This window comes from Streptomyces scopuliridis (genome assembly GCF_042790125.1).
Lineage (GTDB): Bacteria > Actinomycetota > Actinomycetes > Streptomycetales > Streptomycetaceae > Streptomyces > Streptomyces scopuliridis_A.
The window spans coordinates 1-11880 of the sequence record NZ_JBHTZS010000041.1 but is presented as its reverse complement, the minus strand read 5'-3'; the positions used below and the strand labels follow the sequence as shown (position 1 = coordinate 11880).

The 11880-nt window shown below is 68.9% G+C and carries 13 protein-coding genes and 1 pseudogene; 8 read left to right on the top strand and 6 right to left on the bottom strand.

What is annotated here, in order from left to right:
- Nucleotides 1–191: 191 nt before the first annotated feature.
- A complete protein-coding gene (locus ACFRKB_RS35330; RefSeq protein WP_383110708.1) occupies nucleotides 192–551 on the top strand; it encodes an ArsR/SmtB family transcription factor in 360 nt (119 codons plus the stop codon).
- Nucleotides 552–680: 129 nt separating this feature from the next.
- Here the strand turns inward: ACFRKB_RS35330 and ACFRKB_RS35325 are convergent, their stop codons facing one another.
- Genes ACFRKB_RS35325 through ACFRKB_RS35315 form a run of 3 tightly spaced genes read right to left on the bottom strand, consistent with a single transcriptional unit; the run spans nucleotide 681 to nucleotide 3230 of the window.
- A complete protein-coding gene (locus ACFRKB_RS35325; RefSeq protein ID WP_383110707.1) occupies nucleotides 681–1751 on the bottom strand; it encodes an ArsO family NAD(P)H-dependent flavin-containing monooxygenase in 1071 nt (356 codons plus the stop codon).
- A 49-nt stretch (nucleotides 1752–1800) separates the two neighbouring features.
- Nucleotides 1801–2919, bottom strand: a complete 1119-nt coding sequence (arsB, locus tag ACFRKB_RS35320; protein ID WP_383110706.1) for an ACR3 family arsenite efflux transporter — start codon at nucleotides 2917–2919, stop codon at nucleotides 1801–1803.
- Nucleotides 2916–3230, bottom strand: a complete 315-nt coding sequence (locus ACFRKB_RS35315; protein WP_383110705.1) for an ArsR/SmtB family transcription factor — start codon at nucleotides 3228–3230, stop codon at nucleotides 2916–2918. Before ACFRKB_RS35315 ends, arsB begins: the two co-directional genes overlap by 4 nt.
- 102 nt (nucleotides 3231–3332) lie before the next feature.
- Between ACFRKB_RS35315 and ACFRKB_RS35310 the strand changes: the two genes are divergently transcribed.
- The 7 genes and pseudogenes from ACFRKB_RS35310 (at nucleotide 3333) to ACFRKB_RS35280 (ending at nucleotide 9492) form a co-directional block, all read left to right on the top strand.
- Nucleotides 3333–3746 (top strand): arsenate reductase ArsC, encoded by a 414-nt coding sequence (locus ACFRKB_RS35310; RefSeq protein ID WP_383110704.1) that lies wholly within the window; start codon nucleotides 3333–3335, stop codon nucleotides 3744–3746.
- A complete protein-coding gene (trxB, locus tag ACFRKB_RS35305) occupies nucleotides 3743–4726 on the top strand; it encodes a thioredoxin-disulfide reductase (RefSeq protein WP_383110703.1) in 984 nt (327 codons plus the stop codon). The genes ACFRKB_RS35310 and trxB overlap by 4 nt, the downstream gene beginning before the upstream one ends.
- Before the next feature lie 27 nt (nucleotides 4727–4753).
- A pseudogene (locus ACFRKB_RS35300) lies at nucleotides 4754–4867 on the top strand (thioredoxin family protein); the annotation flags it as partial.
- 328 nt (nucleotides 4868–5195) lie between these two features.
- Nucleotides 5196–5735, top strand: coding sequence for a DUF1707 SHOCT-like domain-containing protein (locus tag ACFRKB_RS35295; RefSeq protein ID WP_383110702.1), 540 nt, complete (start codon nucleotides 5196–5198; stop codon nucleotides 5733–5735).
- Nucleotides 5736–6035: 300 nt separating this feature from the next.
- Nucleotides 6036–6986 (top strand): NHL repeat-containing protein, encoded by a 951-nt coding sequence (locus ACFRKB_RS35290; protein ID WP_383110701.1) that lies wholly within the window; start codon nucleotides 6036–6038, stop codon nucleotides 6984–6986.
- Between the two features lie 70 nt (nucleotides 6987–7056).
- Nucleotides 7057–8037 (top strand): serine hydrolase, encoded by a 981-nt coding sequence (locus ACFRKB_RS35285; RefSeq protein WP_383110700.1) that lies wholly within the window; start codon nucleotides 7057–7059, stop codon nucleotides 8035–8037.
- A gap of 195 nt (nucleotides 8038–8232) precedes the next feature.
- On the top strand, nucleotides 8233–9492 hold the full coding sequence (locus tag ACFRKB_RS35280; protein ID WP_383110699.1) for a PP2C family protein-serine/threonine phosphatase: 1260 nt from the start codon (nucleotides 8233–8235) through the stop codon (nucleotides 9490–9492).
- Nucleotides 9493–9739: 247 nt separating this feature from the next.
- Here the strand turns inward: ACFRKB_RS35280 and ACFRKB_RS35275 are convergent, their stop codons facing one another.
- The 3 genes from ACFRKB_RS35275 to ACFRKB_RS35265 all read right to left on the bottom strand — a co-directional run bounded on the left by ACFRKB_RS35275 (nucleotide 9740) and on the right by ACFRKB_RS35265 (nucleotide 11445).
- Entirely contained in the window at nucleotides 9740–10153 is a 414-nt protein-coding gene (locus ACFRKB_RS35275; RefSeq protein WP_383110698.1) for a hypothetical protein, read from the bottom strand.
- A 45-nt stretch (nucleotides 10154–10198) separates the two neighbouring features.
- Nucleotides 10199–10636, bottom strand: a complete 438-nt coding sequence (locus tag ACFRKB_RS35270; protein ID WP_383110697.1) for a DUF6188 family protein — start codon at nucleotides 10634–10636, stop codon at nucleotides 10199–10201.
- A gap of 83 nt (nucleotides 10637–10719) precedes the next feature.
- Nucleotides 10720–11445, bottom strand: coding sequence for a class I SAM-dependent methyltransferase (locus tag ACFRKB_RS35265; RefSeq protein ID WP_383110696.1), 726 nt, complete (start codon nucleotides 11443–11445; stop codon nucleotides 10720–10722).
- Nucleotides 11446–11880 lie beyond the last annotated feature (435 nt).

The following is an 11880-nucleotide window of genomic DNA, read 5'->3' as shown; positions in this document are numbered from 1 at the left end:
AACATAGGCATTTATCGAATCAGGAAGACTCGCCGTGGAACGTATCGACGTCACGGTTATCGGCAGCGGGCGGTCCGGGCTTGCCGTCGCGAACGCCCCGCGCCTGCATGGACCGGAACCGGTGGCGCTCTGACGGCAGCGGTGCGAGACGGACCCTGTGAGGCTGGTTCGACGTGTGTCAACATAGACGTATGTCGAATACCAAGGTGCTGCCGATGGCCGAGCCGGAGGTGGCGCCGTGCTGCCCGCCGCTGTCCGAGCGGGCGCTCACGGCCGAGGAAGCGGTGCGCACGGCCGCGATGTTCAAGGCCCTCGGCGACCCCGTAAGGCTGCGGCTGTTCTCGCTGGTCGCCTCGCACGAGGGCGGCGAGGCGTGCGTCTGCGACATCTCCGACGTCGGGGTCTCCCAGCCCACCGTCTCCCATCACCTGAAGAAGCTGCGCGAAGCGGGCCTGCTCACCTCCGAGCGGCGCGGAACCTGGGTGTACTACCGCGTCGCCCCGTCCGTCCTGGCGGCCATGGGCCAGCTGCTGAAACAGCCCGCGGCGTGAACACCGGCGTCGATGTTCATCCGTGTTCATCCGTGACCCTTGACGGCGTTCACCTGTGACCCTTGACGGCCGCACACGCCGACCAGGTGCCGGCGATCTGTCGAGCGGGCATCGAGCGCCTCGGCCCCGTCATCGTCCGACCGGCCGGTTGAGCAGTTCGGCGATTTCGCGGGCCGCGTCGCGCGCGGGGCGGCCGACGCCGATGAGGGTGGCGGAAGCCGGGCCGGTCCAGTCTCCATAGCCGAGCAGGTGCAGGCGCGGCTCGTTCGTGGCGCGGGTGCCCACCGTTTCGATGCGGCCGCGTGGTCCGCGGAGTCCGAGCGGCGCGAGGTGGGAGAGCGCCGGCCGGAAGCCGGTGCACCAGATGACGGCGTCAGCTTCTGCCGTCGTACCGTCGGCCCACTGGACTCCGTCGGTGGTGAGGCGGGTGAACATGGGCTGCGCCTTGAGGAGTCCGGCGTCGCGTGCTTCGCGTACGGGCGGTACGGCGACGATGTCGCCGAGGGAGGCGACGCCGCCGGTGTCGGCGGAGCCTTCGTCGAGTGCGCGGCGGCGGGCGGTCGCCGTGTCGAAGAGGGCGCGTCCGTCGATGTCGTCGGCGAGGAAGCGGGGCGGTCGCTGGGTGACCCAGGTCAGATCGGTGTGCGGGGCGAGGTCGGCGGCGATCTGGGCGCCGGAGTTGCCGCCGCCCACCACGACGACGCGCCGCCCGGCGAACTCGTCCGGGCTGCGGTACTCGACCGTGTGCAACTGCCGTCCCCGGTAGTCGCTTTGGCCGGGTACGGCGGGCAGGAAGGGCCTCCACCACGTGCCCGTCGCGCTGATCACGCAACGGGCAGCCCAGATACCCGAGTCGGTCTCCACACGTAGGCGCTCGCCGTCGCGGTGCACACCCCGCACCCGCACGGGGCGTCGCACCGGCAGTTCGTAGCGTCGTTCGTAGTCCGTGAGGTAGCCGACGACATGGGCCGCGTCCGGGTAGGTCCCGCCGGTCTGTACGGGCATGAGCCGGCCCGGAAGCGAGGAGTAGGCGGCAGGGGAGAACAGGTGCAGGGAGTCCCAGGCGTGCCGCCAGGCGCCGCCCGCCCGGGGCTGGGCGTCGAGGATGACGAAGTCCAGCCCCAGGCGGCGCAGGTGGTAGCCGGCGGCGAGTCCTGCCTGGCCGCCGCCGATCACCACCACGTCGGATGTCGAGGTCACCGGGTCGGGCCGCAGCGGTCAGCGCCCCGGCCTCGGCGCGGACCGTGCATCAGCACTCCCTCGCCGGGGTGGTGAGAGCCGCGGCGGCGAACTTCTTGCGCCAGGCCAGGGACACGTACACGAGCCCGATCAGGACCGGCACTTCGATGAGCGGCCCCACGACCCCGGACAGCGCCTGCCCCGACGTGACGCCGAAGGTGGCGATGGCGACCGCGATGGCCAGCTCGAAGTTGTTGCCCGCCGCGGTGAACGCCAGCGTGGCCGTGCGGTCGTAGGCGAACCCGAGCGTCTTGCCGAGCAGGAAGGATCCCGCCCACATGACGGCGAAGTAGACCAGCAGCGGGAGTGCGATGCGGGCGACGTCGAGCGGCTGGGAGGTGATCGTCTTCCCCTGGAGCGCGAAGAGGATGACGATGGTGAAGAGCAGGCCGTAGAGGGCCCAGGGGCCGATCTTCGGCAGGAACGTAGCCTCGTAGCCTTCGCGGCCCATCTTCTTCTCGCCGAAGCGGCGGGTGAGGAATCCGGCCAGCAGGGGGACGCCGAGGAAGACGACCACGTTCAGAGCGATCTTCCACATCGAGATGTCCAGGCTCTGACCGTCACCGAGGCCCAGCCAGTTGGGCAGCAGGTCAAGGTAGAGCCAGCCCAGCAGGCCGAACGCGATCACCTGGAATACGGAGTTGAGGGCCACGAGGACGGCGGCGGCTTCGCGGTCGCCGCAGGCGAGGTCGTTCCAGATGATGACCATGGCGATGCAGCGGGCGAGGCCGACGATGATCAGGCCGGTGCGGTACTCCGGCAGGTCGGGGAGGAAGATCCAGGCCAGCGCGAACATCACGGCCGGGCCGACGATCCAGTTGATGACCAGTGAGGACGCCAGCAGCTTGCGGTCGCCGGTGACCGAGTCGAGCTTGTCGTAGCGGACCTTGGCCAGGACCGGATACATCATGATCAGCAGGCCGACGGCGATCGGCAGGGAGACACCGCCGATCTCCACCGCGGCCAAGGCGTCGTTGAGTCCGGGGATCAGCCGGCCGAGGCCGAGGCCGAGCGCCATGGCGAGGAGGATCCACACGGCCAGGAAGCGGTCGAGGGTCGAGAGCTTCGCGACGACCGAGTCGTCTCCCGGCTCGGCGGGGGCTGTGGTGGTCGGTTCGGTGCTGGTCACGGACAGGCCCTCTTCGTGTCGGCCGCCTGGCTGGCACGGGCGGCCTTGGCCAGATCGGCGAAGGAACCTGCCACGGCTTCGATGACGTCCGGTCGGAGCTTGTAGTACGTGAAGCGTCCGCACGGTTCCGTCTCCACCACCCCGGCCTCGCGCAGCACGCGCAAGTGGTTGGAGAGGTTGGTCTGCTTGGCGCCGGTCTCCTCGACCAGGTGCGTGGTGCAGAGGGTCTCGTGGGCGAGCAGGGTCACGATCCGCAGCCTGAGCGGGTCGGCCAGCACCCGGATCAGTTCAGTGTCGACTGACGTCATCATGGACTGATACTCTCACATCAGTGGCGGCTGACGCCACCTGGTGCTGATGTCATGTGCGCCTGACTTCCGTCGTGAGACTCGCGAGACAAGAGAGACCGTCTGATGTCCGACAAGCCCTCTGTGCTGTTCGTCTGTGTCCACAACGCCGGCCGTTCCCAGATGGCCGCCGCCTGGCTGACCCACCTGGCCGGGGACCGCGTTGAGGTCCGCTCGGCGGGATCCAATCCGGGCGACGCGGTCAACCCGGCCGCGGTCGAGGCCATGGCGGAAGTCGGTATCGACATCTCCGCCGAGGTTCCGAAGATCCTCACCGTGGACGCCGTCAAGGAGTCCGACGTCTGCATCACGATGGGCTGCGGCGACACCTGCCCCGTCTTCCCGGGGAAGCGTTACCTGGACTGGACGCTGGACGATCCGGCGGGTCAGGGCGTCGAGGCCGTACGCCCGATCCGCGACGAGATCAAGCAGCGGGTGGAGGGTCTGATCGCCGAGATCGCGCCGGAGACGGCGGCATGAGCGCGATCCGGGACGTCATCGTCATCGGCTCGGGTCCTTCCGGCTACACGGCCGCGCTGTACACGGCCCGTGCCGATCTCAAGCCGCTCGTCTTCTGCGGCTCGGTCTCCGTCGGCGGCGCGCTGATGACGACGACCGAGGTGGAGAACTTCCCCGGTTTCCCCGACGGCGTCCAGGGCCCCGACCTCATGGAGGGCATGCGGGCTCAGGCCGAACGCTTCGGCGCCGAGCTGGTCGACGACGACATCGTCTCCGTCGACCTCACCGGGGACATCAAGAAGGTCACCGACAGCGCGGGGACGGTGCACCGGGCGAGGGCCGTGATCGTCGCGACCGGCTCCGGCTACCGCAAGCTCGGACTGCCCAGGGAGGAAGAGCTCTCCGGCCGGGGCGTGTCCTGGTGCGCCACCTGTGACGGATTCTTCTTCCGTGACCGGGACATCGTCGTGGTCGGGGGCGGCGACACGGCGATGGAGGAAGCCACGTTCCTCACCCGCTTCGCCCGGTCCGTCACCGTCGTCCACCGGCGCAGCACGCTGCGGGCCTCCCAGGCCATGCAGAACCGCGCCTTCGCCGACGACAAGATCACCTTCGCCTTCGACACCGAGATCGCGGAGATCAAGGAGGAGGGCGGCATGCTCGCCGGGCTGGTGCTGCGCGACACCCTCACCGGTGAGACGCGGCGCCTCGACGCCACGGGCCTGTTCGTCGCCATCGGTCACGACCCGCGTACCGAACTGTTCACCGGGCAGCTCGACTTGGACGGCGAAGGCTATCTCAAGGTCGAAGCGCCCTCCACTCGTACGAACCTTCCCGGCGTCTTCGCGGCGGGCGACGTCGTCGACCACACCTACCGCCAGGCCATCACCGCCGCCGGCACCGGCTGCGCCGCCGCCCTGGACGCCGAACGGTACCTGGCCGCCCTCTCCGACGGTGGGCCGGCCGAGCCGGAGAAGGCGGCGGCCGCGGTCACCGTCTGATTCCCACCCGCATCCGCAGGAGGGGGCAAAGCGATCGCCGCCGAGCACGGCGGCAGGATCGAGATCGTCAAGCTCAACATCGACGAGAACCCGGCCACCGCGGCCAAGTTCGACGTCATGACCGCCACCGTACCGGCCCTCACCGCAGCCGGGACGCGGCCGGGGGGGCCGACGGGCCCGGTCACCACGGTGTCGGTCTTGAACTCGATCTGCTCGAACGGAACGGCCAGGCGCAGGCCGGGGATCCGCCGCAGCAGTGTTTCGAGCACGATCTTCGGCTCCAGTCGCGCCAGTTGCCGGCCGACGCTCGTCGCCAGGCACCACGGTGCGCGCCGGTCCCCGCCAGTGTGGCGCCCACAAAAGCCCGTCGTGACATAGGCGTTGACGTCATGACCGCACGCTGTCAGCGCAAGTGCGCCCGAGCATCGAGGTTGCCCCCGGATCGATCACCCGACAGTAAGGTGAGACGGTGACCCCTATACCGGAAAACTCGCCGCCGCCGATCGGCGATGACGACCGCGATACGGCCGTGCAGCGCCTGCAGGACGCTTACACCGAAGGGCTCATCTCGCACGAGGAGTTGGACGAACGCCTGCACCATGTGCTGACCGCCACGGCGCGGAGCGAGCTGGTGTCGGCTCTGGCCACACTCCCGGAGGAGCGTCCGGGCACCACGTCAACGATCGCCGCCGCGGGCGGACGGATCCTGCGGCGCGGCGTGTGGCGGGTACCCCGGATCCTCAAGGTGGAGTCCGCGTTCGGAAGGGTGCGCCTGGATCTGTCCCGGGCGGTCATCGAGCATCCGACAGTCGACATCGAGTTGCAGCTCGGCACCGGCAGGGCCAAGATCACGGTGCCTCGCGACGCGGTCGTCGACGTCGAGGGTCTGCACACTGGGTGGAAGGACCTGCGTTACAAGGCCCGGCGTTCCCGGCCCGGCGGGCCGAAGATCCGCATCTCCGGGACCATGGGATTCGGACGTTTGACGATCCGCCACGCCCGGCGTTGACGCTTCATCCGAGGTGCCCTTCCGGGACGGGTCATGCCGGCGTCCTGTGCCCACGGGCGTGAGATCGCGCCATGGCTGTGCTGCATCCGGCCCAAGTAACCGCAGGTCAAGTCCTGGGACGCGCGTGCGGTGGCGTGGCGGACGCGGTCGGCTGGTACATGGCGTGGCGAACGGGTGGTCTATCGGGTGCGGACCGGTGTTGTGATGTGCCCGTGATGCCTGGTGGAGCATTGTCTGCTTCGCGGGGTTCTTCCTTGCGTTCACGTGCAGGCCACAACGATTCGTGTGAGGCGGATACAGATGCCGGACTCTCTCCCGGGTGCTCGTTGGCACGGTGCCCGCGATCGTACGCCCCAACGGCCGGGGCTGCGACGCCTGATCGGCGGTTCGATCCTCGCGGGGCTGATGGTCATCAGCTCTGCGGTCGGCCTGCCCGCGAACGCCTCGTCCGCCGGCCCGGCGGCCGGCGCGTTCCACGAGCGGGCCGTCGTGTTCGTGGCCGACACCTACCACAACCGGGTGGTGGCGGTCCGGGGGCACGGCGACGGTGCCCATGAGACGGTGAGCGATCGTCTCGACCTCCCGAACGGCGTCGCCGTCGACGAGCACGGGACCGTGTACGTGGCGGACACCAGGAACAACCGCGTCGTCAAGGTCACGCCCGACGGAAAGCAGACTCTCGCCGTCACCGGGCTCTCCTCGCCGTACGGCGTCGCCTTGGACCGGCAAGGCGACCTCTACGTCGCCGACACCGGCAACCACCGCGTGCTGAAGGTGGACCGCGACGGCCGGAAGACCGTTTTTGCCTCCGGGTTCGACAGCCCGACCGGGGCCGTGGTGGACCGTAACGGCGACGTCTACATCGCCGACCCGTACAACTACCGAGTGGTCCGTGTGCCGTCGGACGGTTCACCCCAGCGCGTCATTCCCGTTCCCGGTCTCGCCGATCCGACGAGCCTGGCCCTGGACGGCAGAGGACACCTGATCGTCGCGGATCCGTACAACAGCCAGGTCCTCAAAGTTCCGGTGCGGGGCGGGACAGCGGTGACAGTCGGCAAGGGCCTCGCCTTCCCGACGGGCGTCGCGGCGGACACCGAAGGCAACGTGTACATCGCCGATTTCAACAGGAACGAAGTCATCAGGGTTCCTGCCGACGGAGGGCCGCAACACACGATTCCCGGTGACTGGTTCGCCCCGTACGGGCTGGCGGTTTCACCGAGCCCGCTGTACGGCTCCGGGCGGGAGCACTGAGCCCGACCCAGCGCCGTTCATCATCGCCATGGCACGGGACGTGCCGTCAACTCCGCAACGAAGGTAGAGCATGCACTTCACCGGTCGGCACCGCAGCAGCGGTGCGGCAGCCCTGATCTCGGCGGCGGCGCTTCCGCTGCTGCTCCCCCACGCCGCACACGCCGGACCTGGCACGTCGGGTCAGGAGCAGACAGTGGTCTGCACCTCTCCGACGAACCAGCCCCTGGCCACGCGCCTCGCCCGCGAACTGGTCAAGGACCAGGAAGGCGGCCTGGAGACGCTGTCGTTCGCGGTGTGGGACCGGCGGACCGCTCTCGTCTGTACCCAACGCCCCGACCGGCACTACGACTCCGCGAGTGTGGTGAAGGTGACGGTGATGGGCGCGGTGCTGCGACGCGCCCAGGACGAAGACCGTGCCCTCACCCCGGAGGAAGCGGAAGACCTCCGGCTCATGATCACCGTCTCGGACAACGATGCCACCACCCGGCTGTGGAACAGCCTGGGGCGCGAGCGCCTTCAGCGCTTCCTCAACCTCTCGGGAATGACGAACACGGTCCTGGGCACCAGTTGGGGCCTGACGCAGGTGACCGCCGCCGACGAAATGCGCCAACTGAACGTCTTCACCGTCGACCCGGACGTCCTCACACCGGCGAACAAGCGGTACGGCCGGACGCTGATGAGCCAGGTCGTACCGAGCCAGCGTTGGGGAGCCCCGTACGGCGCACCGAGCGATGTGCACGTGGAAGTGAAGAACGGCTGGCTCCAACGGGCCACGCACGGCTGGCGCGTGAACAGCCTCGGGATCTTCTCCTCCCCGGACGACCTCTACCAGATGACGTTCCTCAGCGAGGACAACCCCACCATGTCGTACGGCATCAACGCGATCCAGAAACTGGCCTGGCGGATCCACCGGACGCTGAACACCACGCCGGGCCACGAGAACGGCACCACGCATCCCTTCGAGGGCGGCTACCAAGGCAGCGAGGTCGGCGACGGATCCGAGGTCGACGGCAAACGGCCCCCTGGTGGGGCGGCGCCCGCGCGTCCATGACGTAGCGCGGAGGCTCGCGGATCCCGATCTGTCCCGGGCCGGCGTGTACCGCACCGCCGGCCCGGGACGGCGGCCTCGCCAGCCCGGGCCGCCTGCTCACTCCGCGCGAACAGCACGCGCCGACATGCTGCGCATGGCGTAATGAGCCGCTCCCGCGGCCTCCCGGGTTCACGTTGTGCGGAGACGGTGACCGGCATGAGTGGCAGTGAGGAGGTGGCGAGGCGGGTCATGGACGAGAAGAGGGTGGATCGGTCGGAGGGTTTCGGTGAGCGGCTGCTCGGGCTGCTGCTGGATCGGGCGCGGCTCATGCCGCCGCAGCTGATCGCCCCGTTGATCGCGGAGGAGGTGGCCCGGATCGGTGGCCGGGACGTCTCCATCCTGCTGCAGGACTACGCGCAGGAGGTGCTGGTGCCGCTTACGGGCAGGAAGTTGCACGTCGGCCAGCCCGAGCCGATGGCCGGATCCCCCGCCGGCCGGGCCTTCCTGAGCGCGGACGTCGTCGAGGTGCCACAGGCGCACGGCGGCGTCCGGATGTATCTGCCGCTGATGGACGGTAGCGACCAGGTGGGGGTGATGGCTCTGACCCTGGACATCGTCGGTGACGACGACCGGCGTCTGCTGCGCAGGCTCGCCGGTCTGGTCGCCGACATGCTGGTCACCAAGAACGCCTACACCGACCTGTTCTTCCTGGCCCGGCGCCGGGAGCCGATGAGCGTGTCCGCGGAGATCCAGTGGAGCCTGCTGCCGCCGCTGACGATGACCGTGCCGCAGATCGCGGTGGCCGGCATCCTGGAGCCCGCCTACCGGGTCGCCGGCGACAGCTTCGACTACGCCCTCAACGACAACATCCTGCACCTGGCCGTGATCGATGCGATGGGCCACGGCCTGGACGCCGCCGCGATGGCGACCATCGCCATCGGCGCCTACCGGCATGCCCGGCGTGTGTTCGTCAGCCTGGCCGAGAAGTACGCCTTCATGGACGACGCCATCTCCCGTCAGTTCGGTCCCGACCACTTCGTCACCGCCCAGCTGATGCACGTCAACATCGCCACCGGTGAACTGGAGCTGGTCAACGCGGGCCATCCCGCGCCGCTGCTGATCCGCGACGGCCGGGTCGTGCGGCAGTTGGAGAGTGCGACGACGCTGCCCGTCGGCTTCGGCGGCGAGGAGCCCCGGATCCGGGAACACCTACTCCAGCCGGGCGACCGGGTGCTGTGCTACAGCGACGGCATCATCGATGAACACGTCACCGGCGGCGCGCCGTTCGGCGAGGAACGCCTCATCCGCTGCGTCAACCGCCTGGGAGAGGAGCCGTCACAGGGGGTGCGGGCGGATCTGCGCCAGCTCTCCCACACCCTGAAGAGGGAACGGGGCGGACGCACCAGCGACGACGCCACCCTCTTCATGATCGAGTGGCACGGCGGCGCCGCCGACCACCTCGCGGTCCTTGACTGAGTGACCTCGACGTCAACCGCATCCGGTCTCCCGGGGGTCACACGTGCTCGGAATTCGTGCGTGTGGCCGCGAAACCGCTCACTACACGATTCCAGTTGCAGGGCGAAGGGGCACGGTGCCTCCGGTCCCCTTGAGCGAGCGGGAGTGGTCGAGCGTCTGCCGGGCGGCACCGACCCGTTGTTTGAGACGGACCCGACATTTGGCCGCGACGTGGTGAGCCGGTCCGAGGGGAGGCCGGAGTTACCCCTTACGAGCCTGCGGAGTCGACGTTCCCGGCTCGTGTGGCGGCAGCCGCCTCCAGGAGGGGCCAGCCGTCGACCTCCACCGCCCGCCGCTCCCCCGGCTGCCACCCGCGGGCCGTCACCGCATCGAGCAGCGCCCGGACGGCTCCCGGTTCATGCAGGTTGAGCGAGCCGCCCCGGACGTACCCCACGTCCCCGGAGCCCAAGGGGAAGCCGCCCGGGACGTATCGGCCCGGCCCCTGCACGAACACAATGCGCAGCGGGCCGCCGGTGCCGGCCGGCTGCGGGTACAGCGTGAGCGTCTCGCGGCAGTCCGCGGATGCGCCGCTGTCCAGCACGCGGTGGCTGTGGCGAAGCGTCCACAGATACTCCCGCCCGTCGGCGACCAGTCGGCGGGGCTTCTTCGGATGGCGGGGCATGGAACCGAGGGTACGTGGCCTGCGCCGAGCCACCGCACGGAGGCGTCAATCCTGATCTCGCTGGTGCTGTCGCTGTTGGTCCCGTGCTCCTGAGCCGGACCAGACAGCGAGGTCACCGCCAGGCAGCGAAACGAGCCGCCATCCTTGTGGCCCCGTGATCTGCCACGCTTCGAACGATGGGTCGCCCGGACAGGTCAGATGCGTACCGTCGTCGAACACCATCCGCAGGCCACCGGACTTGAAGGCGACCAGGGACAACACTGTCGCCCCGAACAGCGGGAGGGCCGCACCCACATCCTGAGACTCCGGGGCGAGAAGCACGTCGAGATCGGCATGGACCGACCCGGACGAGAGTCGCGTCGGCCCTTCCAGTACGACTTCCCAGCCTGAGTCGAGGGTCAGCGTCAGCTGGAAGTCGACGCTGATCCTGGTGACGGTCAGGTCGCGGAGACTCAGGACCCAACGGTCCTCGTGCTCGCTCATTGCTTCCACGGTGTTCATACGAAGGCTCGCCCGGTCCCGCGCTGACAAGATGGGGCAGCTTGAGGAACGTGGATCACTGAAGTTCACGGACGCCGTGCCAGGAAGACGAACTCCCTTCCTGGGCGGTCGGGCGCATCGCGAACCCCCTCCACCACGTATCCGTACGCGATCAGGTCCTGCTCAACTTCCTCTCGCTCCCGGAAACGCAACGTCGAATCCGATGTGAGCACCTGTCCGTCCGCTGCGAACCGGTAGGTCCAGCGGAATGTCACGAGGGGCAAGCTCACCTCGACCAGTTGGACCCAGCTCTCGACGGAGCCGACGCCTGGGATCTCCGTCACGCGGTAGGAGTTCTCACGGGTCCACTCTTCCCAGGCGCGTTGGTCGGGGTCGCGGGTCTCGAAGATCAGATGCCCGCCGGGTCGTAGTGCTTCGTAGGCTCCCCGCAGCGTCTTCTGCCACGTATGCGGGTCGGCGATGGCCTGGGCGACGTTCGCTGTCATTGTCGCGAGGTCAACCTGGAGCGGGGGGAGATCTGTTGCCTCGCCGCAGATCCAGCGCACGCGCTCACTGCCCGGTTTGGCCCGAGCGACGTCGATGGACGCCAGGGCGGGATCGACGGCGACGACCTTGACCCCACGGTCCGCCAGGAGAAGGGCGAACACCCCTGTGCCGCAGCCGATGTCCAGCACCCGGTGTGCCCCGAACTCTTCTGTGATCCGCAGGTAGGTATCGAGATCGCTGCGATCGGGGGCGAGCGGATCGTAGATCGCGGCGAGCCGGGGATGCGCGAAGCAGTCATCAGCCATGCGGCCGAACGTATCAACCCGGCGTCGTTCGGATCGCGCTCAAGTACCGGATCGGCCGGGCTCGTTCGACGGCTGGTCCCTCGACTGGGCCCGCGGGCCCTGTGTTTGGGTCTGCGGACCCTGCGTTTGGGTCCGGGCCCATCCTTAGGCTGCTGTCCCTTGGGGGAACGGGCGGTGATGTTGGCGAGGAGAACAGATGAAGGGCTCCGGCAGGTTCCAGCTATGGCATGGGCATGATGAGAGGCGGAGCGGTCGGCGGCTTGGTGGGCTTGGAGACACAGGGCAGAGCGGGACCGAGTACGCCGCGATGGTCGGCGTGGTGTCCCTGGTCGTGGCGGCGATCGTCGGTCTGAGCGTGCCTGCCGACGAGGCGACCGGGCTGAAGAGCGCGGTGTGCCGAATACTTCACCCGCTCAGCGGGGCCGAGGCATGCTC